Origin of the sequence: Pseudomonas sp. PDM27 (genome assembly GCF_019219205.1) — a bacterium.
Lineage (GTDB): Bacteria > Pseudomonadota > Gammaproteobacteria > Pseudomonadales > Pseudomonadaceae > Aquipseudomonas > Aquipseudomonas laurylsulfatiphila.
This window is the reverse complement of the sequence record NZ_JAHUWF010000007.1, coordinates 168,502-193,692: the sequence shown is the minus strand read 5'-3', so window position 1 is coordinate 193,692 and position 25,191 is coordinate 168,502. Positions and strand designations below refer to the sequence as shown.

Sequence of the window (25,191 nt, the reverse complement as noted above, 5' to 3'; positions counted from 1 at the left end):
AAAAAAGACAATCGGAGACACGCCATAATGGCTTTGGATTTATTCGTTGTACTCATCTACGCCGCCGCGATGCTGCTGCTCGGCTACTACGGCATGCGCAAGGCCAAGACCAACGAAGACTTTTTGGTCGCCGGTCGTAACCTCGGCCCAAGCCTTTACATGGGCACCATGGCTGCCACCGTTCTGGGCGGCGCGTCCACCGTGGGCACCGTGCGTCTGGGCTACGTGCATGGCATCTCCGGCTTCTGGCTGTGTGCCGCGCTGGGTTGCGGGATCGTGGCGCTGAACCTGTTCCTCGCCAAACCGCTGCTGAAGCTGAAGATCTACACCGTTACCCAGGTGCTGGAAAAACGCTACAACCCGATGGCCCGCTCCGCGAGCGCGGTGATCATGCTGGCCTACGCGCTGATGATCGGCGTGACCTCGATCCTGGCGATCGGCACCGTTCTGCAAGTGTTGTTCGGCCTGCCGTTCTGGATCTCGGTACTGCTGGGCGGTGGCGTCGTGGTGATCTACTCGGCCATTGGCGGCATGTGGTCCCTGACCCTGACCGATATCGTCCAGTTCGTGATCAAGACCGTGGGCCTGATGTTCATCCTGCTGCCAATCTGCATGTACCGCGTCGGCGGCTGGGATGAGTTGGTAATGAAACTGCCGGCGGCGAGCTTCAGCTTCACCACCATCGGCTGGGACACCATCATCACCTACTTCATGATCTACTTCTTCGGCATCCTGATCGGTCAGGACATCTGGCAACGGGTGTTCACCGTCAAGACCGCCAAAGTGGCTCAGGTTGCCGGTACCGCTGCCGGTATCTACTGCATCCTCTACGGTCTGGCCTGCGCCCTGATCGGCATGGCTGCACACGTACTGATCCCGGATCTGGACAACGTCAACAACGCCTTCGCCGCCATCGTCAAACTGTCCCTGCCGGACGGTATCCGTGGCCTGGTGATCGCTGCCGCACTGGCCGCCATGATGTCCACCGCCAGCGCCGGCCTGCTGGCCGCTGCCACCACCCTGACCGAAGACCTGCTGCCGAAACTGCGTGGCGGCAAACAGTCGAGCCTGGGCCTCAACCGCCTGGTCACCATGCTGACCGGTATTGTGGTGCTGGGTATCGCCCTGGTGGTCAACGACGTGATCAGCGCCCTGACCCTGGCCTACAACCTGTTGGTGGGCGGCATGCTGATCCCGCTGATGGGCGCGATCTTCTGGAAACGCGCCACCACTGCCGGCGCCATCGCCAGCATGGGCATGGGCTTCGCCACCGCGCTGCTGTTCATGTTCAAGGACGGCCTGGACGCCAACACCCCGATCTACTACAGCCTCGGTGTAGGCCTGGTGAGCTTCGTGCTGGTCAGCCTGTTGTCCCGTCGCACGGCTGTGGTGGCGAGCGCCGCCTAAGCTGAAACATAACGACTCGATGCTTTCTTCGACGGGTGTGGCGTCGGTTGCCACACTCGTTTTTTTTCGTCTGAAGGAAACTGCTCATGAAGATCGTCAGCCGCGATCAGTGGTTCGAAGTCAAACATCTCAGCGACGGCATCCGCTTGATTCACGAGCCGTACATCCGGCCTTTCTACCGCTGCAACCTCTGGCACATCCAGGGCCGTGACAAGGACCTGCTGCTGGACAGCGGCTCGGGCCTGGTCAGCCTGCGCGAGCAACTGCCATGGATCACCGAGCGGCCGCTGGTGGCCGTGGCCAGCCACTGCCATTTCGATCACATCGCCGGTCATCACGAATTCGCCGAGCGCCTGGTGCATCCGGCCGAGGCGGACATCCTGGCCGCGCCGGATGGCGACAACGACTTGAGCAAAGCCTTTGTCGGCGACGACATGTTCGAGGCGCACCCCGATTGCCCGCTGTGCTACGCCGAATACCGGGTCAAGGCCGCGCCGGCCACGGGTTTTGTCGAAGATGGAGATGTGCTGGACCTGGGCAACCGCGTGTTGCAGGTGGTGCACACACCGGGACACTCGCCGGGTGGCATCTGCCTGTACGAAGCCGCCAGCGAGACCTTGTTCAGCGGCGACATCATCTACGACGGGCCGCTGATCGAAGACGCCTACCATTCCAACCTCGAGGACTACGCACGCAGCCTGCAACGCCTGCATGCGCTGCCGATCCGCACGGTGCATGGCGGGCATTTCGGCAGTTTTTCCGGAGAGCATTTGCGCAGCATGATTGACGAATGGCAGCGCTCACACGGCTAAAGCCTGCTGTACTCAACGGCAGGGACTGTACCGGCAGGGAGAACTGCACCCACCTCCTCGAAGAACGATCATGAAAGAAGCCGCCCTTCGTGCTGTCGTACATCGCTACATCAGCCGCCTGCTGGAAGGCCGGGATGACTTTGACGACAACGCCAGCCTGGCGCAGTTGGGATTGGACAAAAAAGATATCGAAGAGCTGATCTTCCATCTGGAAGATGAGCTGGGTGTGACGGCGTTTACCGTGGAAGAAGACCGGATGCTCAAGACCGCCAGGACGGTGAATGATTTGAGCCGGTTTTTGCTGGAGATTGGGCGGGATTGAGGCTGATCGTCAACGACCTGAATCGTGGCGAGGGAGCTTGCTCCCGTCCGACTGCGCAGCAGTCGCAAAACCTGCAATCCAATGACCTGCTAAAACTCAGTGACTATTTGGGGCCGCTTCGCAGCCCAGCGGGAGCAAGCTCCCTCGCTACAGCAAGCCCCCTCGCCACAGCAAGCCCCTCTCACTGGCGATCCGGAGCCATTACCGGCGTCGCTGCTGGCGCCGACGCTGCTCATCGTCAGTACGAACAGGCACGGGTTGCAGAGGCGGTTCGATCAAGCCGAGCGCCACGCCCAGGTCATGCAGCCAGTTTTGGATTTTCTCTTTCATGGTGCCCCCTTCAGGGTAGTGCCGAGCGGCCAAAATTCTGTAGCCCCTTCGCACTGATAATAGTCCGAAGTCCTACGCAATGCTCGTGCAAAGTCGCAATGATCTGTTACTGAATCCATCACAATCAGCCGGCGTTCAGGCAATTTCCTGCGCCTGCACCTTTGCCTGCGGAAAAACCGCCTGCTGCTGCTCGATCCAGGCATTCAGGTTGGCCCCGACCATGCCCTTGCGCCACATCAGCCAGGTGGTCGCGCTGGCAAACGGTTCGGCCAACGGATGCACGGCCACACTCTCGCGGCCCGGCAAACTGGCGAGCATCGACTCCGACATCAGCGCCACACCGGAACCGGCAATCACACACGCAAGCATTCCCGGATAGGACTCGATCTCCATCGCCCGGCCCATCGCCGCATGGTCATGGGCGAACCAGGCCTCCAGGCGCATGCGGTAGGAGCAGCCTTGGCGAAAGGTGAACACCGCGCGACCTTCCACATCCAGCGCGTTGCGCACGGGCGGATGATCGGCCTCGCTGATCAGCACCAGGCGCTCGTCGCACAAGGGCACACCGTCGAGCCCGGCCAGCTCCATAGGGCCATCCACCAGCGCCGCATCGAGTCGACCGGTGAGCAGGCCTTCGAGCAGTTCACCGCTTGGACCGGATTGCACTTGCAGATTCACCGCCGGATACAAGCGGTGATAGCGCGCCAACAGCCCCGGCAGGTGAATAGCGGCCGTGCTGTACATGGTGCCGAGCACGAAGTCGCCCGCCGGTTGCCCGCCCTGCACCGCCGCGCTGGCTTCGTCGCGCAGCGCAAACAGCTTGGCGGTGTAGTCCAGCAGGACTTTTCCCGCAGGCGACAGCTGCAAGCGCTGACGCTCGCGCAGGAACAGCTCGACGCCCAGTTGCTCTTCCAGCTGTTTGAGCCGGGTCGACAGGTTCGACGGCACTCGATGCAGCCGTTCGGCGGCCCGGGTGATGGACCCTTCCTCCGCCACCGCCTGAAAGATGCGCAATTGGCTGAACTCCACGACATTCTCCAAAAAAGAACAAGTTACTCACTATTATTCATTTTTAAAGAAAGTCAATCAGCCCTAGCCTGACGGTCATCGATCCTCTGAACGGTATCCAGACCATGTCTCCTCTGATTCGCTTATCCGCCAGTTTCGTTGCCCTGATGATGGCCATGGGCATCGGCCGTTTTGCCCTGACGCCGCAACTGCCACACCTGCTCAGCGAAGGTCAGATCGACCTGACCGCCGCCGGGCTGATTGCCGCCGCCAACTACCTCGGCTATTTCATCGGCGCGGTGGACGCCATGTTTTCCCGGCGTCCCGCGCAAGTGCGCCGGCGCTTGCTGGGCGGGTTGTGGCTCTGCGTGTTGCTGACCCTGGCGTCGTTCTGGGCCAACGGGTTCTGGTCGCACCTGCTGCTGCGCTTCGGCACCGGTGTAGCCAGCGCCTGGGTGTTGGTGATGATCACCGCACTGAGCCAGCCGCTCGCGGCAGCGGCCGGTCGTCCCCGGCTCGGCGCTCTGGTCTTCGCCGGACCGGGCCTGGGGATTTTTCTCACAGGTTTGTTGGCCCTGGGCTCAAATCTGTTGGGCCAGACTTCTGCCACCTTGTGGCTGGTGTACGCCGCTGCAGGGCTGGCGATGCTGCTGGGAATTCTGCCGTTCCTGCCGCAAGCGAGCGCAACCGCGACCGCTGCGCCCGGCGCCAGCGCACCGAGCACTCAAGGCATCGCTCGCCTGGGCTTGATCTACGGCTTGTACGGGTTGGGCTACATCATCCCGGCGACCTTTCTGTCGCAAATGGCCAATGCGCAATTCCATGGCCAATGGCAGGCCGACCTGTTCTGGCCGTGCTTCGGTCTTGCGGCGGCTACGGGAGTGGTACTGGTGAGTCTGCGTCGCCATAAAGCGGGCGCAACGCGGCGCTGGTTGATGGCAACGTTATGGCTGCAAGCTGCGGGCGTGTTTGCCTGCCTGCTGGCCAACGGTCCGGGGCTGGCATTGGGTGTGATCCTGTGCGGCACGCCGTTCCTGGCCTGCATGCAACTGGTGATCCAGCGTTCCCGGGAACTGGCTCCCCATGCCACTCAACGCAATGCCGGCCTGCTGACAGCCTGCTTTGCCGTGGGCCAGCTCAGCGGGCCATTGCTGGCGGCGCTCAGCAGTCATTTCAGTGGCGGCTTGCAGCCGGCACTGGTGGTCGCCGGCTGCGGCTTGCTGGTCGCCGGCGGTCTGTTGCTCGCGCCGGTCAGTGCTGCCCCAGAGCTTTGCGCAAACGACGGCGCAGCCACTGCTCAGCGCTGACAAAGGTGATGCCCGCCAACACCAGCACGGCGCCGAGAATGAAGTTCAGGCTCAGTTCCTCGCCCAGCAGCACGACACCAAAGGTGACGCCAAACAACGGCGTCATGAACGAAAACACCGCGAGGTTCGCCGCCAGGTAACGGCGCAACAGCCAGAACCAGACCAGGTAACTGAAGAACGACACGACCACGCCCTGAAACAGCACACTGGTGACCGCTACAGTGGTCAGGCTGACATGGGTGATCTGGCCGCTGAGCAGCGCGATCAACAGCAAACCGAAGAAACCGACAATCAATTGATAGAACAGCGTCAGGGTCACCGGCGCTTCCGACAGGCGCGAGGCGCGCACCACCACCGTGGTCGCGCCCCAGGCGGCCCCCGCCAGCACCCCCAAGGCATCGCCCATCAACATGCGGTAATCAAGGTTGTCCCAGGACACCCCGCCGGCAAACGCGATGGCAATGCCGATAAAGGCCAGGACAATCCCCAGCCATTGCAGGGGGCGCAAGCGCTCACTGGGCAATAACCAGTGCACACCCAATGCCGTGAAGATCGGCGCGGTGTAGAGGAACACCGACATGTGCGCCGCCGTGGTCAGTTGCAGGCCTTCGGAAATGAAAAAGAACTCCAGGCCGAACAAGGCACCGGCCAGCAGACCGCCGCGCCAGGTCGTACTCACCTGGCTCCAGCCACCCTTCCAGCAGATCAGCAGCCCGACCAGCAACGCCGACATGCCGGAACGCCCGGCCGCCTGCATCACCGGCGCGATATCGGCCGCCGCCCACTTGATCATCACCTGCTGAACGCCCCAGATCAGGCACAACCCGACCATCACTTGCAGGGCGAACCCGTCGGTACTGCGCCGGGTGGCGCTCACCGGAACACCTCGAAAACACAATCCATGGCAAAGACTCGGCAGTAAAAGCAGTCGATTATCAACCAGACGGCCGGAAAATGCCCTTGTAGGAGCTGCCGAAGGCTGCGATCTTTTGATCCTTAAAATCAAGATCGCAGCCTTCGGCAGCTCCTACAGGGGCAGAGTGGGATCAACTGAGATCGATACGATCGGCATGAATGACAATCTGGCCATTCTTGTACAACGCGCCAATGGCCTTCTTGAAGTTGCCCTTGCTGACACCGAACAGACTGCTGATCAACGCCGGATCGCTCTTGTCGCTCACGGCCAGGGTGCCGTTGTTTTCACGCAACTTGGCGAGGATCTTCGAGTTCAGGCTGGTGGCCGCTTCCTGGCCGACCGGCTGCAGGCTCAGGCTGATCTTGCCGTCGGCGCGAACTTCCTTGATGAACCCCTTTTCTTCTTTACCGGCGCGCATGAACTTGAAGATTTCGTTCTTGTGGATCAGGCCCCAATGCTTGTTGTTGATGATGGCCTTGAAGCCCATGTCCGTGGCTTCGGCCACCAGCAAGTCCACTTCCTGGCCAGCCGTGTAGTTGGCCGGGGTCTTGTCCAGGTAGCGGTCCAGGCGCGCGGTCGCGGTGATGCGGCGGGTGTGCTTGTCGAGGTAGACGTGTACCACCACATACTCGCCCGCCGTCATCTGACGCTTCTCTTCGGAGAACGGCAGCAACAGGTCCTTGGGCAAGCCCCAGTCCAGGAATACGCCGATGCTGTTGACTTCAACAACTTTCAGACTGGCGAATTCACCCACTTGAACTTTTGGTTTTTCAGTAGTGGCGATGAGTTTGTCATCGCTGTCCAGATATATAAAAACGTTGAGCCAGTCTTCATCTTCGCTAGGAATATCTTTTGGAATATAACGATTTGGCAGAAGGATTTCGCCATCCGCGCCACCGTCCAGATATAAACCGAAGTTAGTGTGTTTAACCACTTGCAAACTGTTGTAACGCCCGACTAAAGCCATGTCCAATACCCTCATTGCGTGGGCGGCATTCTACCCGGTTTTAAGCGCCGCGTTCGGCCCCCGGCCCGGTGGTGCGAGAAAATCCTCTGAAGGCCTTGATTTTCACGGGCTTTCATCGCATGCCTGGCCGCTCGTCAGACCGATCCGGGCATTTACGCCATGCCCAGACAAGCGTAACTCGCCATTTTTCAAGGCGATGTTCTTATTTAAAACAGCGGCTTAGGCGCATATTTCGAATATTGTCCGAGGACTGATTACCCCGACCTCAGGATTATTGCGAGGGGATATTTGCCAAGCAATTATCAGGTAATTCCTGTACGATGCCTGGCCAAGTTAATTTTCTACAGGTTAATGGCCGCCATGCGCGTAAAAGCATCCACCAGCAAAGCAAAGCCAGCTCCAGCCGTTGAAACCAGCGAGTCGATCAACAGCCAGATCGCAGCGTTCCTCAAGTCCGGCGGTGAAATCCAGCAAATTGCCAAAGGCGTCAGCGGCCAGACGTTCGGCCCGTCCAAGCAGATCACCCTGGGCAAAAAGTAACCCCCTCGCGTCACCTGGTCCCAAAGCGCTTTGAGCCTCGAAGCGCTTGGACTGGAACCCTCGTCACCCCCTCCGACACCCCTTCAAATCCATGGAAATCGACGAACGGCCTTCGCTGCCGATCATTCGCCGGTATCCTTGCACGCGTCTGGATCAAGCGTTTCAGCGGGCTCGCCAGCCTGCCCTCGCTGTTCATGGAGTGACGCATGTTCAAACCTTTCTGTTTATCGGCATTGCTCGGCGGCCTGTTGGTTTGCTCCGCAGCACACGCACAAATCTTTCAGCGTGAGCTGGGTGCCTTCGATCTCAAGATGGGCACCACCCCCACCCGCAGCATGGCTCAAGGCCTGGTCAAACCCTCGGCTGTCGGTTCGTTCCACGGAGGCCTGGACCTGAGCCACGACAGCGGTTTCTACGTGGGCCAATGGTCACCCAGCATGGGCATCAGCCCGGGGAAAGACCTCGAGATCGACTCCTACGCGGGCTTTAAACAACCCTTTGACCAAACCCTCGGCTACGAAGTTGGCCTGATTCGCTACAGCTACCCCGAAGTCACCACCCCTGCCAGCCAGGAACTGTTCGGCGGCCTGACCTTGCTCGGCAGCCGTTTCGGCATCGCCTTCAGCAATGACCCGGACAAACAGAACAACACGCTGTTCGCTGACTTGAGCGGCAATCAACCGTTCGGTGTCGGCATCAGCCTGAAATACACCACCCACCAATTCAATACACCAGTGGCGGTGGACGGCGGGTATGTAGGCAGCTTTACCGACTGGTCGCTGAAATTGTCCCGCCCGTTCATGGGCATCGACCTCGACCTGATCTACAGTGACTCCAGCCTGAGCGGCAGCGGTTGCTCGGCCTATGCCGGGCACAACAGCCAATGCGACGGGCTGGTGACGCTCAAGGCCGAACACGCATTCTATTGATCGGCTGAACTGCCGGCCCTCTCCTGGGTTCACAAGAGAATCAGACCCCGAAGACTGGCTTTCGCAAGGATCCGCCCATGTCCCGCTGGTTCAAACATATCGCCGTTGTGTTGACCGTTGCCCTCGCCCTCGGCGCCTGCAGCCGCGTGGGCCTGGCCTACCGCAATCTCGATGTGATCATCCCGTGGACGCTCAGCGACTACCTGGACATGAACGGCGAGCAGAAAAGCTGGCTGGACGAACGCCTGAAGGAACACCTGAGCTGGCACTGCACCACCCAGTTGCCCGGCTACCTCGACTGGCTGGACCGCTTGCAAACCATGATCGCGACCAACCAGGTCACCGATGCCGCCTTGAAGGCCCGTGCCCACGAAGCCGAACAGGCGATCGCCGAGACCGCGCGGGAAATCACCCCGTCGGCCATCGAGTTGCTGCAAGGGCTGGATGACAAGCAAGTCGCCGAAATGAACGATGCCTTCGCCAGGGACCGGCGCAAACGCCAGGAGGAATACCTCAAGCCCACCCTCGACCAGCAGATCAAGGAGCGCAGCGCACGCATGGAGAAGCGCCTGAACGACTGGCTCGGCCCACTGAGCAACACCCAGCGACAGCGGGTGGCCACATGGTCCAGGGCCTTGGGTGATCAGAATACGCAGTGGCTGGCCAATCGTGTCCATTGGCAGAAACAGTTCAGCGCGGCCGTTGCGCAACGCCACAGTCCACAATTCCCACAACGAATCGAGACACTTCTGATCAATCGCGAGAGTTTGTGGACACCCGCCTATCGTCAGGCCTTTGCCAACACCGAGGCCCAGGCACGTTCGCTGTTCGTGGATCTCATGGCGGCAAGCACACCGAGCCAGCGTGAGCGATTACTGAAGAAAATCGAAGGTGTAAGAAAGGACTTCAGTGACCTGAAGTGCCTGAAAGCGGCGAAACAAGGCTAAGTGCAAAACACCCCCCCTGTGGGAGCGGCGGTGCGACGATTCGACTTGCTCGCGAAGACGTCGTCACATCTAGCATGGATGTGACTGACAGCCCCCTTTCGCGAGCAAGTCGAATCGTCGCACCGCCGCTCCCACAAGGGCACAACGGCATCTCAAGCAATCTGCGCCTTCGACGCCACCTCATCGAATGTCGCTTCATCAAGCGCATCGTCCTGCTCATCGAGCACCTGCCGCGGGTGATCATTACCGGGAATACTGCTGTCGATCAGGCTCAACAAACGCGAACCCCGCGCCGTCAAAATGTAATTGGCACCCGTACCACCTTCGTCCTCCGGCCGAGGCTCGATATAGCCACGCAACAGCAGCAGCTTTTCGTACTCGCCAGCCACCGTTTTCAAGTGATCAAGATTTTCAATCGACTCGCCTTCCGCGGCCTTCTGCGCCGCATGCTGTTCGGCGTAAGGCCGCGGCGTGAAGTTGTGGCCCGCGCTGTTTTGCACTTCATGCAGCAAGCGCTCAATCAAGTCCCAGTTGTAAGTCGTCATCCTGATTCAACCTCCGGTGTCCGTTCGATGGATGCCCGTGCAATTGAACGGGCCTTAAAGGTTGTGACCGGTACGCCCGGCAGCCGTTCAGCCAGGCTTTCGCTGACGACCGACCGGCGGTATGTCGAATTCCACCCGAGCCAAACGACTAGGCTGTGTACGTCACCTCCCAGCCCCACGCAGGAGAAAACAACATGAACATCCAGAATCACCCCGTCGTTTCGCGGGAAGAATGGCTCGCCGCCCGCAAACAGCACCTGATCCACGAGAAGGCCTTCACCCGGGAACGGGATAAACTCAGCGCCGAACGCCGCGCCCTGCCCTGGGTGAAAATCGACAAGGACTACCATTTCCAGGGGCCCAATGGCGAACTGAAACTGGCGGACCTGTTCGGCGGCCGCAGTCAGTTGGTCATCTACCACTTCATGTTCGCCGAGGGCTGGGACGAGGGCTGCCCCGGTTGCTCGTACCTCAGCGATCACATCGACGGCGCCAACCAGCACCTGGCCCACCACGACATTTCCGTGGTGGCGGTTTCCCACGCACCGTTCGCCGAATTCCAGGCGTTCAAGCGGCGCATGGGCTGGAAGTTCGACTGGGTGTCGTCGGCAGGATGCGACTTCAACTACGACTTTGGCGTCTGTGCCCGGGCCGAAGAGGTCGCCGCAGGAAAGGCTACGTACAACTACGAAAAAACCGACGGCGCCGAGGAAGAACTCCCCGGACTCAGCGTGTTTTATCGCAATGAAGCCGGCGAAATCTTCCACACCTACTCCACCTATGCCCGCGGCCTGGACATGCTGGTCGGCGCCTACAACTACCTCGACCTGACGCCCAAGGGGCGCAACGAGGAGGAGATCATGGAGTGGGTGCGGCACCATGACAAATATGAGGAACAGGCCAGGTCGAGTTGCTGCCATGGTGATTAGCCCCAGGCACCGAGGCGAGGCCTTCGCGGGCAAGCCCGCTCCCACAGTTTTCCGTGTTGTTCACAAAACCTGTGGGCTTGCCCGCGAAGGGGTCCTGACAACCCACGCAAATATCACAGACTGAACTTTCCCCAGGGGCCAGCGCTCAACCGGATAACCCGCCTTGACCGAAGCTGAGGCCCTTGCCCATGAAACCACTGCTGAAGAAGCTCACTCTCGCCGCTGCCCTCGCTTGTGCCCTGCCCGCCTGGGCCTGCACTCCCGAGGAAGCCAACGCCAAACGCGAACAACTGGCCCAGGAAGTGGCCAAGCTCACCGAGCAGAACCCGACCAAGGCCAAAGAGATCAATGACGAGTTGCAAAAAATGGATCTGGGCACTGCCTCGAAAGACTTGCCGGACAAGTGCCAGTTGATCGACCAGCGCTTGAAGGAGCTGGGCGCTGCCGAGAAGAAAGCCGAAAGCTGATAGACGCCAGGAATAAAAAAACCCGGACACTGTCCGGGTTTTTCCTGGGTCGCTTACAGTGGCTTACTCAGCCGCTGGCGCTTCCGGCTTGCGGCGCTTGAGCGGCGCCATGCCGTCCTTGCTGACCAGGGAATCGCTCTTCGGCCGGTTGGCGCTCTTGCGCTTGGTCGGGGTCTTGGCGGCAGTTTTCTTCTTGTCGCCCTTGGCGTCGGTCTTTTTCTTCTTCACGCCGACAGCCTTGCCCGAGGCCTTGACCTTCTTCGGTCCGCCGTAGGTGCCTTTGACTTCCTTGATGGTGCGGCGCTCGAAGCTCTGCTTGAGGTAGCGCTCGATGCTCGACATCAGGTTCCAGTCGCCGTGGCAGATCAGCGAGATGGCCAGGCCATCGTTACCGGCACGACCGGTACGACCGATACGGTGCACGTACTCGTCGCCACTGCGCGGCATGTCGAAGTTGATCACCAGGTCCAGGCCGTCAACGTCCAGGCCGCGAGCGGCGACGTCGGTGGCCACGAGGATTTTCACGCCGCCCTGCTTCAGACGGTCGATCGCCAGTTTGCGATCCTTCTGGTCTTTCTCGCCGTGCAGCACGAACGCTTTGTATTCCTGCGCCACCAGGCGGCCGTAGATGCGGTCGGCCATGGCCCGGGTGTTGGTGAAGACGATGGCCTTCTGGTAGGTCTCGTTGGCCAGCAACCAGTTGACGATCTGTTCTTTGTGCTGGTTGTGGTCAGCGGTGATGATCTGCTGGCGGGTGGTGTCGTTCAGCTGGCTGACCGCGTTGAGCTGCAGGTGCTCAGGGTTGTTCAGGACCTTGGCGATCATCTCGCGCAAGCCCGAACCACCGGTGGTGGCGGAGAACAGCATGGTCTGCTGACGGTTGGTGCATTCGTCCACCAGACGCTGCACGTCTTCGGCAAAGCCCATGTCGAGCATGCGGTCGGCTTCGTCGAGCACCAGGACTTCAACCTCTTTCAAGTCGAGGTTGCCAGCGTTCAGTTGCTCGATCATCCGGCCCGGCGTACCGATCAGGATGTCCGGCACCTTGCGCAGCATCGCGGCCTGGACCTTGAAGTCTTCGCCGCCGGTGATCAGGCCGGACTTGATGAAGGTGAACTGCGAGAAGCGTTCAACTTCCTTCAGCGTCTGCTGGGCCAGTTCGCGGGTCGGCAGCAGGATCAGGGTCTTGATGCTGACGCGGATTTTCGCCGGGCCGATCAGACGGTTGAGGATCGGCAAAACGAATGCAGCGGTCTTGCCGCTACCGGTTTGCGCCGTCACCCGCAGGTCACGCCCCTGGAGCGCCAGCGGAATGGCCGCGGCTTGCACAGGCGTTGGCTCGACAAATTTCAGCTCGGCCACGGCTTTGAGCAGGCGTTCGTGCAGGGCGAATTGGGAAAACACGGGTGCTACCTCGAAGAAATGCAAAAAAACAGCTGCATAGGGTAACGGTTTCGAGCGCTCAGGCCGAGTTTCTTTATGCAAATGGCGGTAAACAGTTGGTTTTTTGTTGCCTTGTTTTTCCCAAAACGCAATACAAAGCGTCTTAAATGCTCTAATCGCCTCTCGCGCCCTACAGAAGAATCGTTTTTAACCATGGATATCAAACAGCTCTGGATCAACGTCCTGGACCTTTGGGGGGCCCTCGACCAGCACCCGCTCGTACATTCCAGCCTGGCGCTGCTGCTGTTGCTGGCCATTGCGCTGTTCCTCGGACGGGTGGCGCGCTACCTCATCCTGCACGCGGCCAAAATGCTCAGCCGCCAGCCGGCCTTGCACTGGGTCAATGATTTTCTGCAGAACAAAGTGTTCCATCGCCTGGCGCAGATCACGCCTTCGCTGGTGATCCAGTTCGGTCTCAATCTGGTGCCGAACCTGAGCAAGACCAGTCTGAATTTCCTCGGCAACGTCGCCCTGTCCTTCACTTTCCTGTTTCTGCTGCTGGCGGTCAGCGCCCTGCTCAATGCCCTGCTGGACATCTACGCCCGCACCGAACACGCCCGTACCCGCTCGATCAAGGGCTATGTGCAACTGGCGAAAATGGTGTTGTACGTGTTTGGCGCGATCGTCATCGTCGCGACCTTGATCGACCGCTCGCCGCTGTTGCTGCTCTCGGGCCTGGGCGCCATGTCGGCGGTGATTCTGTTGGTCTACAAGGACACACTGCTGTCGTTCGTCGCCAGCGTGCAATTGACCAGCAACGACATGCTGCGGGTCGGCGACTGGATCGAAATGCCCCAGGTGGGCGCCGATGGCGATGTGGTGGACATCACCTTGCACACGGTCAAGGTGCAGAACTTCGACAAGACCATCGTCTCGATTCCGACCTGGCGCCTGATGTCCGAGTCGTTCAAGAACTGGCGCGGCATGCAGGCTTCCGGTGGCCGCCGGATCAAGCGCAGCCTGTTCATCGACGCCAGCGGCGTGCGCTTCCTGCGCGACGACGAGGAGCAGAAGCTGTCTCAGGTGCACTTGCTCACCGACTACATGACCCGCAAGCAGGCCGAACTCAAGGCCTGGAACGAGGCCCAGGGCAACGTCGCGGCCATGTCGGCCAATCGCCGGCGGATGACCAACATCGGCACTTTGCGCGCCTATGCGCTGGCCTACCTGAAGAGTCATCCGGGAATCCAGCCAAACATGACCTGCATGGTCCGCCAGATGCAGACCACCGCCCAGGGCATCCCGCTGGAAATCTACTGCTTTACCCGCACCACGGCCTGGGCCGACTACGAGCGGATCCAGGGGGATATTTTCGACTACCTGCTGGCGGTGCTGCCGGAGTTCGGGTTGAGCCTGTATCAGCAACCGAGCGGGACGGATCTACGTGCGGGACTGCTGCCGGCGGTGTTGGGCGCCAGCCACATCCCCGAGCCAGAAAAGCACGTCATGTAACACCACAAATCTTCTGTAGGAGCTGCCGCAGGCTGCGATCTTTTGATTTCAAGTTCAAAAGATCGCAGCCTGCGGCAGCTCCTACGCAGTTTGTGCGCCCTTGCTGATCCCCAACCGACTGATCCACACCGCCAGCAAAATCACCGAACCGCCGAGCAACAATCGCCCCAGCTCTTCATGCTGGTTCCAGATCAGCAGATTGATCAGCAAGCCCACGGGCACATGCAGGTTGTTCATCACCGCCAGGGTCCCGCCATTCACCATGCACGCGCCCTTGTTCCACCAATACAAACCCAGCGCAGTGGAGACCAGGCCGAGGAACAGCAGCACGCCCCATTGCAAAGGCGCTTCGGGAAGGAAATTCTGTTTGCCGAACAGCAGGAACGCCGGCAACGCCACCGCCAGTGCGCCGAGGTAGAAGTAGCCGAAACGTCGGTAATGCGGCAGATCGCTCGGATGGCGGGCGACCAGGTGTTTGTACAGCACCTGCCCGGCGGCATAGGTGAAGTTGGCCAGTTGCAGCAACAGGAACCCCATGAAGAAGTCCGGGTTGATTCGGTCAAAGCGAATCACCGCCGCCCCCGCCACCGCCACCAGTGCCGCGACCAGTGCCCAGGGGTTGAAGCGACGATTCAGAGCATCTTCGATCAGGGTCACGTGCAACGGCGTGAGGATGGTGAACAGCAGCACTTCCGGCACCGTCAGTACACGAAAGCTCAGGTACAGGCAGACGTAGGTCACGCCGAACTGCAAGGCGCCGATCAGCAGCATGCCGCGCATGAACGCCGGTTCCACCGAGCGCCAGCGGGTCAGCGGGATGAACACCAGCCCGGCCAGCAGCACGCGCACCAGCACCGCGAAGTAACTGTCGACATGACCGGCCAGGTATTCGCCGATCAAACTGAAGGAAAACGCCTGGATCAGCGTGACAAAAAGTAGATAGCCCATGCTCGCCTCGTTTCGAATGGCGGCGACGATAGCGGGTTTTGCTACTGATCGCGAACCCCCAAACCATACAAAAATCCATTGTGGGAGCGAGCTTGCTCGCGATAGCGGTGGATCAGTCAACATCATTGTCGACTGACACTCAGTCATCGCGAGCAAGCTCGCTCCCACAGGTTTTTTAGGTGCTTGTTAAATCACAGGCAAAAAAAAGCCCGATCTCGCTAAAGCGTTCAATCGGGCCAGAGCACTCAGGAGCTAAAAGTGCGAAGGGAGGTTCGATGCGCGTACAGGCTTGAAGGGTTGCGCCAGATCACTAGACCATCCAGCGATTATCTGGCGATTAACGGGTCAGGCCACTTGCGCAAGCCTGGCGTTCGCCTGGCTCAGGCCTTTCTCCTGGAAGTCACCGCCCAGGTTCATGCCTTCGGCGTGGATGAACGTCACGTCGTGGATGCCGATGAAACCCATGACCTGACGCAGGTAGGGTTCCTGGTGATCGGCGGTGCTGCCGGCATAGATGCCGCCACGAGCCGTCAATACGTAGGCGCGCTTGCCTGTGAGGAGGCCTTGCGGACCGGTTTCGGTGTACTTGAAGGTCACGCCGGCACGCAGCACGTGGTCGAGCCAGGCTTTCAGGGTGCTGGGGATCGCAAAGTTGTACATGGGCGCGGCCATGACCAGTACATCGGCGGCGAGCAATTCGTCGGTCAACTGGTTGGAGCGTTCCAGGGACGCCTGTTCGATGTCGCTGCGCTGCTCGGCGGGTTTCATCCAGCCACCCAACAGGTTGATGTCCAGGTGCGGCACTGGCTTGACGGCCAGGTCCCGGACAGTGATCTGGTCATTCGGGTGAGCGGCTTTCCACTGGCTGATGAACGTCTGGGTCAGTTGACGGGAAACCGAGTCTTGCTGACGGGCACTGCTTTCGATGATCAGAACGCGGGACATGGGATGTAGCCTCCATCTGAGAATGCTGTAGGTCGATGGAGAGAAGGTTAAACAGAGTCATATCGATGAAAAAGCGCAAATAACTGCTATAACCCATCAATAAATTCGTTTATAAGCAAACCGTGCCTCTGTGGGAGCGAGCCTGCTCGCGAATAGGCCGTGTCAGTCGACATCAACGTTGAATGACACACCGCCTTCGCGAGCAGGCTCGCTCCCACAGTAGATCGAGGTCATTTCGGGGTGCAGCTCAGCTCGATGCGCAGCTTGATGATGTTGCGGCTGAATTTGGCGGTGGCATTTTTGTGCTTGCCGGCCGGTACGTCGATCTTGCGGGTACGCGGGGCTTCCGGGCCATTGATGAAGACGGCCTTGCAGCTTGCATCGACGTCGCCGTAGTTGGCCACCTGGATGGAGCCGATGTCGCTATCCGTGTCGTAGGTCTGGTAATCGATCTTCATGCCGTTGAGGTCTTTCTTCACATCGATCGGGTAAGCCATCGCCGTCAGCGGCAGCAGCGCCAACAGCACACAACAGATTTTTTTCATTCAGCAGCCTCCAGTCAGGGCTGCCAGCTTAGGACAAGAGGAGCTCAACATGAAAGCGCCCCGCGTGACCCTTGATCAATGGCGAACGCTGCAAGCCGTGGTCGATCACGGTGGTTTCGCCCAGGCCGCCGAGGCGCTGCATCGCTCGCAATCATCGGTCAGCTACACCGTGGCACGCATGCAGGATCAACTCGGCGTGCCGCTGCTGCGCATCGACGGACGCAAGGCCGTGCTGACCGAAGCCGGCGGCGTGCTGTTGCGCCGCTCCCGGCAACTGGTGAAACAGGCCAGCCAACTCGAAGACCTGGCCCATCACATGGAACAGGGCTGGGAAGCCGAAGTGCGCCTGGTGGTCGATGCCGCTTACCCAAGCGCCCGCCTCGTCCGCGCCTTGACCGCGTTCATGCCGCAAAGCCGTGGCTGCCGGGTGCGCCTGCGTGAGGAAGTGCTGTCGGGCGTGGAGGAAGTCCTGCTCGAAGGCGTGGCCGACCTGGCCATCACCGGCTTCAGTATTCCCGGTTACCTGGGCGCGGAATTGAGCGACGTCGAGTTCGTTGCGGTCGCCCACCCCGAGCATCCCCTGCACCGCCTCAACCGCGAACTGAGCTTCCAGGACCTGGAAAGCCAGATGCAAGTGGTGATCCGCGACTCGGGCCGCCAGCAACCACGGGACGTCGGCTGGCTCGGAGCCGAACAGCGCTGGACCGTCGGCAGCCTGGCCACCGCCGCGACCTTCGTCAGCAGCGGCCTGGGTTTTGCCTGGTTGCCCCGGCACCTGATCGAACGGGAACTCAAGGAAGGAACGCTCAAGCTGCTACCGTTGGATCAGGGCGGTAGCCGCAACCCGAGCTTTTACCTGTATTCGAACAAGGACAAACCCCTGGGACCGGCCACGCAGATTCTCATCGAACTGCTGCGCACCTTTGACACCGCACCACTGGACGCCCCGTTCGCCGCCCCCGAACAAGCCTGACACGGAGTGTATGCATGGCCTATTTCGAACACGAAGGTTGCAACCTGCACTATGAGGAATATGGCCACGGCACGCCGCTGCTGCTGGTCCACGGCCTCGGTTCCAGCACCCTGGACTGGGAAAGGCAGATCCCGGCACTGGCCACCCGCTACCGGGTGATCGTCCCGGATGTACGCGGTCACGGCCGTTCGGACAAACCCCGGGAGCGCTACAGCATTGCCGGTTTCAGCGCTGACCTGATCGCGCTGATCGAGCACCTCAATCTCGGCCCGACACACTATGTCGGTTTGTCCATGGGCGGCATGATCGGCTTCCAGCTGGGTGTGGACCAGCCGACACTGCTCAAGAGCCTGTGCATCGTCAACAGTGCGCCTGAGGTCAAACTGCGCAGCCGCGATGATTACTGGCAGTGGTTCAAGCGCTGGAGCCTGATGCATGCACTCAGCCTGCGCACCATCGGCAAGGCATTGGGCAGCAAGTTGTTCCCGAAGCCCGAGCAGGCCGACTTGCGACAAAAAATGGCCGAGCGCTGGGCAAAAAACGACAAACATGCTTATCTCGCCAGCTTCAATGCCATTGTTGGATGGGGGGTCCAGGAACGACTTTCCAAGGTCACCTGTCCAACCCTGATCGTCAGTGCCGATCGTGACTACACACCGGTGGCGCTGAAGGAAAACTACGTAAAACTGCTGCCCGATGCGCGGCTGGTGGTGATCACCGATTCACGCCACGCCACGCCACTGGACCAGCCGGAACACTTCAACCAAACGCTGCTGGATTTTCTGACTGCAGTCGACACCACCACTCAGGATCATTGACCCATGCTGAAAAAAATCGCCCTCGCCGCTGGCACCGTCCTGTTTGCCGCCAACCTGATGGCCGCAACGCCCGCCAAGGCGCCGCACGTTTTGCTGGAAACCACCAACGGCCAGATCGAAATCGAACTGGACCCGGTCAAGGCGCCGATCAGTACCAAGAACTTCCTTGAGTACGTCGACAGCGGCTTCTACAACAACACGATTTTCCACCGCGTGATCCCCGGCTTCATGGTTCAGGGCGGTGGTTTCACCCAGGCCATGCAGCAAAAAGACACCAAGGCGCCGATCAAGAACGAACACAGCAACGGCCTGGTCAACGTTCGCGGCACCTTGTCCATGGCCCGTACCTCGGTGCCTGACTCGGCCACCAGCCAGTTCTTCATCAACGTCAAGGACAACGACTTCCTTGACCAGGGTGATGGCTACGCCGTGTTCGGCAAAGTGGTCAAAGGCATGGACGTGGTCGACATCATCGTCAATTCGCCAACCACCGTTCGTAGCGGCATGAAGGACGTGCCGGCCGACCCGGTGTTCATCAAGTCGGCCAAGCGCATCGACTGAGACTAAGCTGGACAAGGATGTCCGAGCCGTTGCCGGCGTTTGCCGGCAACGCTCAAAACGTTAAAAGGAGAGCCCGCGCGCGGGCGAACAACTCATGCTTTATCGCCGTTTTGAAAAACTGATCGATGTTTTCCGTGAAGCACCGACGGCGTCTCCGCCGGACCGGGTTTTCCCTTTTTATACCTATTACCTCAAGCAGGTCTGGCCGAGCTTCGCCGCCCTGTTGATCGTCGGCCTGATTGGTGCATTGATCGAGGTGGCGCTGTTCAGCTACCTGAGCCGCATCATCGACCTGGCCCAAGGCACGCCGAACGCCAATCTGTTCCGCGAGCACGCCCTCGAACTGACCTGGATGGTGGTGGTGGCGCTGGTGCTGCGCCCCATATTCGTGGGCCTGCATGACCTGCTGGTGCACCAGACCCTGAGCCCCAGCATGACCAGCATGATCCGCTGGCAGAACCACAGCTACGTGCTCAAGCAGAGCCTGAATTTCTTCCAGAACGACTTCGCCGGGCGCATCGCCCAGCGCATAATGCAAACCGGCAACTCGCTGCGTGACTCCGCCGTGCAAGCGGTGGATGCGTTGTGGCACGTGCTGATCTACGCCATCAGTTCGCTGGTGCTGTTCGCCGAAGCCGACTGGCGCCTGATGATCCCGCTGCTGACGTGGATCTTCGCCTTCATCGGCGCCCTCTGGTACTTCGTGCCACGGGTCAAGGATCGCTCGGTGGTGGCGTCCGATGCGCGCTCCAAACTCATGGGGCGGATTGTCGACGGCTACACCAACATCACCACCCTGAAGCTGTTCGCCCACACCAACTTCGAACAGCAATACGCCCGCGAAGCGATCAAGGAACAGACCGAAAAAGCCCAATTGGCCGGCCGCGTGGTCACCAGCATGGACGTGGTCATCACCAGCATGAACGGCCTGCTGATCGTCTGCACCACCGGCCTGGCCCTGTGGCTGTGGACGCAGTCGCTGATCAGCGTCGGGGCCATCGCCCTGGCCACCGGCCTGGTGATTCGCATCGTCAACATGTCCGGCTGGATCATGTGGGTGGTGACCGGCATCTTCGAAAACATCGGCATGGTGCAGGACGGCCTGCAGACCATCTCGCAACCGGTCAGCGTCACCGATCGCGACCAGGCCAAACCCCTGACGGTGGCCCGTGGCGAAGTGCGTTTCGAGCAGGTGGACTTCCACTACGGCAAGCAGAGCGGGATCATCGGCGGCCTCAACCTGACCATCAAGGCTGGCGAGAAAATCGGCCTGATCGGCCCGTCCGGCGCCGGCAAATCGACTTTGGTGAACCTGCTGCTGCGCCTGTACGACGTCGAAGGCGGACGCATCCTGATCGACGGCCAGAACATCGCCGACGTCAGCCAGGAAAGCCTGCGCGAACGCATCGGCATGATCACCCAGGACACCTCGCTGCTGCACCGCTCGATCCGTGACAACCTGCTGTACGGCAAACCCGACGCCACCGACGCCCAGCTCTGGGAAGCGGTGCACAAGGCCCGGGCTGACGGTTTCATTCCTGCACTGTCGGACGCCGAAGGCCGCACCGGTTTCGATGCCCATGTCGGTGAGCGCGGGGTGAAACTTTCCGGCGGCCAGCGCCAGCGCATCGCCATTGCCCGTGTGCTGCTCAAGGACGCGCCGATCCTGATCATGGACGAGGCCACCTCGGCGCTGGATTCGGAAGTCGAAGCGGCGATCCAGGAAAGTCTCGAAACCCTGATGCAGGGCAAAACCGTGATCGCCATCGCCCACCGGCTCTCGACCATTGCCCGGATGGACCGGCTGGTGGTGCTGGAAAACGGCAAGATCGCCGAAACCGGAACCCACGCCGAGTTGCTCGCCCATGGCGGCTTGTATGCGCGGTTGTGGCAACACCAGACTGGCGGGTTTGTCGGGATCGATTGAGTCCCTGAACAACACGCCAATCCCTGTGGGAGCGAGCTTGCTCGCGATGACGGAGTGTCAGTGGACAAAAATGGCGTCTGATCCACCGCTATCGCGAGCAAGCTCGCTCCCACAAGGATAAGCGTCATACCGAAGATTGAAAAAACCGCCAGGCCCCGTCAACAACGGGGCCTGGCGGTTTTTTATGCCTGCTGGAATTCTGAAAAAACCGTGCTGTACTCACTGCAACGTTCTGGAGGTGGTTCTGCAGTCCATCGGCTGGATGCTCAAGGCAGCATAATCTCGAAAGGGCACTTTCTTATGTCTCTGTTAAAACGTTCGGCGACTGAGTTGGTAGGTACGTTCTGGCTGGTATTGGGTGGTTGCGGCAGTGCGGTGTTGGCCGCGGCTTTTCCAGAGGTAGGGATCGGCTTGCTCGGGGTGTCCTTCGCGTTTGGCCTGACCGTGCTGACCATGGCCTTCGCCATCGGCCATATTTCCGGCTGTCATCTCAATCCTGCGGTATCCCTCGGCCTGGTGGTGGGTGGGCGGTTTCCGGCCAAGGAGTTGCCGGCCTACATCATTGCCCAGGTCATTGGCGGCGTGATTGCTGCCGCCCTGCTGTACTTCATTGCCAGCGGCAAACCCGGTTTCGAACTGGCGGGAGGCCTGGCGTCCAACGGCTACGGCGAACACTCGCCCGGCGGCTATTCGATGGCGGCAGGGTTTGTCTGTGAACTGGTGATGACCGCGATGTTCATCCTGATCATCCTCGGCGCCACCGATAAACGTGCACCGGCAGGACTGGCGCCGATCGCCATCGGCCTGGGGCTGACGCTGATCCACCTGATTTCGATCCCGGTCACCAACACCTCGGTCAACCCGGCGCGCAGCACCGGCCCGGCGCTGATCGTCGGCGGCTGGGCTATTCAACAACTGTGGATGTTCTGGGTCGCACCACTGCTCGGCGCAGTGGTCGGCGGCGTGCTGTATCGCTGGCTGGGCAAGGAAGACAACTGACACACCATAGGGTGAAGATCAGCCTTGTCGATAAGGCAAGGCTGACTTCGCATCCTCTGCATAAGCCAGCACCCCCAGCCGCTCCTGCTCCAGAAAGTCTTTCACCGCCGCCTTCAACCCCGGATGCCGCAGGTAGTGCCAGGAATGGGTGATGACAGGCTCGAATCCACGAATCAGTTTGTGCTCGCCTTGCGCACCGGCATCGAAACGCTGGAAACCGTTGGCGATGGCGTAGTCCATCCCCTGGTAGAAACAGGTCTCGAAATGCAGGCGATCGAACTCCGCCAGGCAACCCCAGTAACGACCATAAAAGCTGTCGCCCCCCACCAGACTGAACGCCATCGCCACCGGCCGTGACCCCTGCCTGGCCAGCACCACGCGAATCGACTCCGGCATGCGTTCGGCCAACAGGCTGAAAAACTCCCGCGTCAGATACGGCCTTTGCCGACGCACCGCGTACGTATTGGCGTAGCAGGCATAGACGAAATCCCATTGCGCCTCACTCAGTTCCCGCCCCTCCAGCCATTCAAACTCGAAGCCCTGCCCGGCCACCTGTTCACGCTCCTTGCGCATCTGTTTGCGCTTGCGCGAACTGAGCACGTCGAGGAAGTCCTGGAAATCCCGGTAACCGCGATTCTGCCAGTGATACTGACAGCCAACACGCTGCAGCCAGCCGGGCTGCTCGCTCAATGCCGCATCGGTGAATGGATCGGTGAAGTTGATGTGGGCGCTGGAGAGCCCTTCGAGCTCAAGATAGCCCGGCAGGCTGTTCAACAGTTCAAAACCGTCTTCGACCGTGGCCGCCAACAGCCGCGGCCCGGCGACAGGACTGAACGGCACTGCGGTCAACAGTTTGGGGTAGTAATCGATGCCGGCGCGTTCGCAGGCATCGGCCCAGGCGTGATCGAACACGTATTCGCCGTAGGAATGCCACTTGCGATAACCGGGCAGCGCGGCGATCAGGCGATCACCTTCAACGTGCAGCAGATGCTCGGGCTGCCAGCCGGAATGGGGGCCGACACTGCCGCTGTCTTCCAGTGCACTCAAAAAAGCGTGACGCAGAAAAGGCTGGCTCTCCGGCACCATGGCATCCCAGGTCGGCGGGGCGATTTCTGACAGTTTTTGCAGGCGTTGCAACGGCATCACCGTCCTCACTCTTCATGGCGTGAAAGCCCCGCGAGTATCGCCTATCGCTCCACTTTGCACACGGGCAAAGCGACGACAGTGCTCTAACTCAATGGTTCACGGCGGCTTTGTATCGTCATGGACATGACATCACATTGCCACCGCCCTGTAATAATCCATCGCGATACTGGCGCCTGTTTTTAGAGCGCCGGGTTATACCCGGCCACAGTTTTCCGCCCCTTACGGTCGGTTGTGCCCCGGATGGCTCTGTCATCCCCTCTCATCTTCGGAGATTGATATGCGTCTTGCTTCCATGAAAACTGCGGCGGCCTTATGCGGTGGCCTGTTGCTGGCCATGAGTGTTCCGGCCAGTGCCGCAGTCGACGCCAAACTGCTCGACATGCTCAAGGCTAACGGCTCGATCACCAACGCGCAGTACAGCGAACTGCAAGCCGAGCTGGCCAGGGATCAGAAAGAACAGCAGATTGCCCGTCAGGCTCAGCAAGAGACCAACGAGCAAATCGCGGCCACCGCGAAGAAAACCGACACACTGAGTGCTTTCGACCAGAAACTCGCCTGGGCGGCCAAGACCCAGTTCAAGGGCGACGTGCGCTTCCGTCAGGAAAACGTCCACAACGATGGCGTGCCAAACAACAAGGACCAGGATCGTCAGCGCATTCGTGCCCGCCTGGGTGCCTACAGCGAAATCAACCCGCAGGTCGACACCGGCATCCGTATCGCCACCGGCAGCAACGACGACGCTCGCTCGACCAACCAGGACCTGAACAACTACTTCGACAAGAAGCAGATCTGGCTGGACCAGGGTTACATCGACTACCACCCGGACGCGATCAAGAACCTGCACCTGGTTGGCGGCAAGATGCCGCAACAATGGGTGAGCATGGGCGACATCATCTGGGATAGCGACATCAACCCGGAAGGCCTGGCCGTCACCTACAAGTACCCGTTGAGCGGCAGCACCGAGCTGTTCGGTAGCGCCGGTCACTACACCCTCAAGGACAACGTCGACGGCGAAGGCGTGCAATTCAAGCACGACCTGCGTCTGTACGCTGGCCAGTTGGGTGCGCGCTTCGCCATCACCGACAGCATGAAAATGACTTTGGGCGGCAGTCTCTACGCCTACGACAACGATGACAGCAGCGCCTGCCCGACCTCGGGTACCGTTACTGCGCCATGCGCACTGGCCGTCAACGGCAACAGCCCGGGCGAACAGTTCAAACTGTATGAAGGCTTTGGTCAGCTGGACTTCAGCAACCTGCCGGTTCCGCTGTCGATCTACGGTCAGTACGTGAACAACGCCGATGCCAGCAACGACCAGGACACTGGCTGGCTGGCCGGTGTGAAGTCCAAGCTCTACGGCTTCAACGTGGACTACAACTACCGCGACGTGCAGCGTAACGCTGTGGTGGGTGCCTTCACCGACTCCGACTTCGCCAACGGCTTCACCGGTTCGCGCGGCAGCAAGCTGAAAGTGAGCTACGACCTGGACAAGAACTTTGCCCTGGGCGCGACCTACTACATGGCGACCTCGGACCAGACCAACGCCAACATCAACAAGAAGGATTCGGACATCAACACCCTGCAACTGGATGCCGAAGCCAAGTTCTGATTCACCCCGCCACACGACTCGGGCAAGGAAGCCCGGGCCCCTTTTACAGCCTGGTGTTGATGTGTCGGTCCCCATCATCCTCCGATGCATCAACGCGAGACTGTTTTCTTATCCCAGCCTGCACCCATTCAATTGTGGCGAGCGAGCTTGCTCGCGCTGGACTGCGAAGCGGTCCCGGAACCAGCCACCGCGATTTGCCAGACATGCCTGCAGCGGCCTGTTTTACGACGACTTCGTCGCCGAACGGGGGCAAGCCCCCTCGCCACAAAAGCCCTCAAGACAAAAACTCCGCGCAAAAAAGATCGCAGCCTGCGGCAGCTCCTACAGGACCGGATTCACCGCGGTATCACGTTGAAATCCGTTCCTGTAGGAGCTGCCGCAGGCTGCGATCTTTTCAAG

26 protein-coding genes are annotated in these 25,191 nt (G+C 60.2%); 16 read left to right on the top strand and 10 right to left on the bottom strand.

Annotated elements, in window-relative coordinates; genetic code table 11:
- Positions 1–27 precede the first annotated feature (27 nt).
- The 3 genes from KW838_RS16545 (at position 28) to KW838_RS16535 (ending at position 2,541) form a co-directional block, all read left to right on the top strand.
- A complete protein-coding gene (locus KW838_RS16545) occupies positions 28–1,407 on the top strand; it encodes a sodium:solute symporter (RefSeq protein ID WP_102698932.1) in 1,380 nt (459 codons plus the stop codon).
- Between the two features lie 86 nt (positions 1,408–1,493).
- Entirely contained in the window at positions 1,494–2,219 is a 726-nt protein-coding gene (locus KW838_RS16540; protein WP_218501782.1) for an MBL fold metallo-hydrolase, read from the top strand.
- A gap of 70 nt (positions 2,220–2,289) precedes the next feature.
- Positions 2,290–2,541, top strand: a complete 252-nt coding sequence (locus KW838_RS16535; RefSeq protein WP_095963797.1) for a phosphopantetheine-binding protein — start codon at positions 2,290–2,292, stop codon at positions 2,539–2,541.
- Positions 2,542–2,742: 201 nt separating this feature from the next.
- Here the strand turns inward: KW838_RS16535 and KW838_RS29530 are convergent, their stop codons facing one another.
- The gene (locus KW838_RS29530; RefSeq protein WP_007972508.1) at positions 2,743–2,871 is read right to left on the bottom strand and encodes a PA1414 family protein; all 129 of its coding nucleotides are present in this window, start codon (positions 2,869–2,871) and stop codon (positions 2,743–2,745) included.
- Positions 2,872–3,006: 135 nt separating this feature from the next.
- The gene (locus tag KW838_RS16530; protein WP_218501773.1) at positions 3,007–3,900 is read right to left on the bottom strand and encodes a LysR family transcriptional regulator; all 894 of its coding nucleotides are present in this window, start codon (positions 3,898–3,900) and stop codon (positions 3,007–3,009) included.
- 104 nt (positions 3,901–4,004) lie between these two features.
- Here KW838_RS16530 and KW838_RS16525 point away from each other — a divergent pair, with 104 nt between their 5' ends.
- On the top strand, positions 4,005–5,186 hold the full coding sequence (locus tag KW838_RS16525) for an MFS transporter (RefSeq protein ID WP_218501771.1): 1,182 nt from the start codon (positions 4,005–4,007) through the stop codon (positions 5,184–5,186).
- Here KW838_RS16525 and KW838_RS16520 read toward each other — a convergent pair.
- Positions 5,131–6,063 (bottom strand): DMT family transporter, encoded by a 933-nt coding sequence (locus KW838_RS16520; protein ID WP_218501769.1) that lies wholly within the window; start codon positions 6,061–6,063, stop codon positions 5,131–5,133. The two genes, KW838_RS16525 and KW838_RS16520, sit on opposite strands and share 56 nt — an antisense overlap.
- Before the next feature lie 169 nt (positions 6,064–6,232).
- Positions 6,233–7,069, bottom strand: a complete 837-nt coding sequence (locus KW838_RS16515) for a S1 RNA-binding domain-containing protein (protein ID WP_007972500.1) — start codon at positions 7,067–7,069, stop codon at positions 6,233–6,235.
- Positions 7,070–7,420: 351 nt separating this feature from the next.
- Between KW838_RS16515 and KW838_RS16510 the strand changes: the two genes are divergently transcribed.
- The 3 genes from KW838_RS16510 to KW838_RS16500 all read left to right on the top strand — a co-directional run bounded on the left by KW838_RS16510 (position 7,421) and on the right by KW838_RS16500 (position 9,485).
- Positions 7,421–7,609 (top strand): hypothetical protein, encoded by a 189-nt coding sequence (locus KW838_RS16510; RefSeq protein ID WP_015096330.1) that lies wholly within the window; start codon positions 7,421–7,423, stop codon positions 7,607–7,609.
- A gap of 206 nt (positions 7,610–7,815) precedes the next feature.
- Positions 7,816–8,538: a TorF family putative porin gene (locus tag KW838_RS16505; RefSeq protein ID WP_102698937.1), complete on the top strand. Its 723-nt coding sequence runs from the start codon at positions 7,816–7,818 to the stop codon at positions 8,536–8,538.
- A gap of 77 nt (positions 8,539–8,615) precedes the next feature.
- Positions 8,616–9,485 carry a DUF6279 family lipoprotein gene (locus KW838_RS16500; protein WP_218501767.1) on the top strand — a complete coding sequence of 290 codons (870 nt, stop codon included), beginning with the start codon at positions 8,616–8,618 and terminating at the stop codon, positions 9,483–9,485.
- A 152-nt stretch (positions 9,486–9,637) separates the two neighbouring features.
- Here the strand turns inward: KW838_RS16500 and KW838_RS16495 are convergent, their stop codons facing one another.
- Positions 9,638–10,030: a transcriptional regulator gene (locus KW838_RS16495; RefSeq protein ID WP_102698939.1), complete on the bottom strand. Its 393-nt coding sequence runs from the start codon at positions 10,028–10,030 to the stop codon at positions 9,638–9,640.
- A gap of 194 nt (positions 10,031–10,224) precedes the next feature.
- Here KW838_RS16495 and KW838_RS16490 point away from each other — a divergent pair, with 194 nt between their 5' ends.
- Positions 10,225–10,959: a thioredoxin family protein gene (locus tag KW838_RS16490; protein WP_218501765.1), complete on the top strand. Its 735-nt coding sequence runs from the start codon at positions 10,225–10,227 to the stop codon at positions 10,957–10,959.
- 188 nt (positions 10,960–11,147) lie between these two features.
- Positions 11,148–11,426: a hypothetical protein gene (locus KW838_RS16485; RefSeq protein ID WP_218501763.1), complete on the top strand. Its 279-nt coding sequence runs from the start codon at positions 11,148–11,150 to the stop codon at positions 11,424–11,426.
- 63 nt (positions 11,427–11,489) lie between these two features.
- Here the strand turns inward: KW838_RS16485 and KW838_RS16480 are convergent, their stop codons facing one another.
- Positions 11,490–12,830, bottom strand: a complete 1,341-nt coding sequence (locus tag KW838_RS16480; RefSeq protein ID WP_007972492.1) for a DEAD/DEAH box helicase — start codon at positions 12,828–12,830, stop codon at positions 11,490–11,492.
- Between the two features lie 192 nt (positions 12,831–13,022).
- Here KW838_RS16480 and KW838_RS16475 point away from each other — a divergent pair, with 192 nt between their 5' ends.
- Complete coding sequence (locus KW838_RS16475) at positions 13,023–14,321, top strand: mechanosensitive ion channel family protein (RefSeq protein ID WP_102698942.1); 1,299 nt, start codon at positions 13,023–13,025, stop codon at positions 14,319–14,321.
- An 81-nt stretch (positions 14,322–14,402) separates the two neighbouring features.
- Here KW838_RS16475 and KW838_RS16470 read toward each other — a convergent pair whose 3' ends face one another.
- The 3 genes from KW838_RS16470 to KW838_RS16460 all read right to left on the bottom strand — a co-directional run bounded on the left by KW838_RS16470 (position 14,403) and on the right by KW838_RS16460 (position 16,759).
- Entirely contained in the window at positions 14,403–15,269 is an 867-nt protein-coding gene (locus tag KW838_RS16470; protein ID WP_218501761.1) for a carboxylate/amino acid/amine transporter, read from the bottom strand.
- A 345-nt stretch (positions 15,270–15,614) separates the two neighbouring features.
- Positions 15,615–16,214, bottom strand: coding sequence for an FMN-dependent NADH-azoreductase (locus KW838_RS16465; protein ID WP_102698944.1), 600 nt, complete (start codon positions 16,212–16,214; stop codon positions 15,615–15,617).
- Between the two features lie 230 nt (positions 16,215–16,444).
- Positions 16,445–16,759 (bottom strand): hypothetical protein, encoded by a 315-nt coding sequence (locus KW838_RS16460; RefSeq protein WP_007972481.1) that lies wholly within the window; start codon positions 16,757–16,759, stop codon positions 16,445–16,447.
- Between the two features lie 49 nt (positions 16,760–16,808).
- Between KW838_RS16460 and KW838_RS16455 the strand changes: the two genes are divergently transcribed.
- The 5 genes from KW838_RS16455 to aqpZ all read left to right on the top strand — a co-directional run bounded on the left by KW838_RS16455 (position 16,809) and on the right by aqpZ (position 22,037).
- Complete coding sequence (locus KW838_RS16455) at positions 16,809–17,732, top strand: LysR family transcriptional regulator (RefSeq protein ID WP_007972479.1); 924 nt, start codon at positions 16,809–16,811, stop codon at positions 17,730–17,732.
- Between the two features lie 14 nt (positions 17,733–17,746).
- Entirely contained in the window at positions 17,747–18,550 is an 804-nt protein-coding gene (locus KW838_RS16450) for an alpha/beta fold hydrolase (RefSeq protein ID WP_218501759.1), read from the top strand.
- Between the two features lie 3 nt (positions 18,551–18,553).
- Entirely contained in the window at positions 18,554–19,111 is a 558-nt protein-coding gene (locus tag KW838_RS16445; protein WP_218501756.1) for a peptidylprolyl isomerase, read from the top strand.
- Between the two features lie 94 nt (positions 19,112–19,205).
- On the top strand, positions 19,206–21,038 hold the full coding sequence (locus KW838_RS16440) for an ABC transporter ATP-binding protein (protein WP_218501753.1): 1,833 nt from the start codon (positions 19,206–19,208) through the stop codon (positions 21,036–21,038).
- 300 nt (positions 21,039–21,338) lie between these two features.
- Entirely contained in the window at positions 21,339–22,037 is a 699-nt protein-coding gene (gene aqpZ / locus KW838_RS16435) for an aquaporin Z (protein ID WP_218477163.1), read from the top strand.
- An 18-nt stretch (positions 22,038–22,055) separates the two neighbouring features.
- Here aqpZ and KW838_RS16430 read toward each other — a convergent pair whose 3' ends face one another.
- Positions 22,056–23,180, bottom strand: coding sequence for a GNAT family N-acetyltransferase (locus KW838_RS16430; protein WP_218501752.1), 1,125 nt, complete (start codon positions 23,178–23,180; stop codon positions 22,056–22,058).
- 280 nt (positions 23,181–23,460) lie between these two features.
- Between KW838_RS16430 and KW838_RS16425 the strand changes: the two genes are divergently transcribed.
- A complete protein-coding gene (locus KW838_RS16425; RefSeq protein WP_218501750.1) occupies positions 23,461–24,792 on the top strand; it encodes a putative porin in 1,332 nt (443 codons plus the stop codon).
- Positions 24,793–25,191 lie beyond the last annotated feature (399 nt).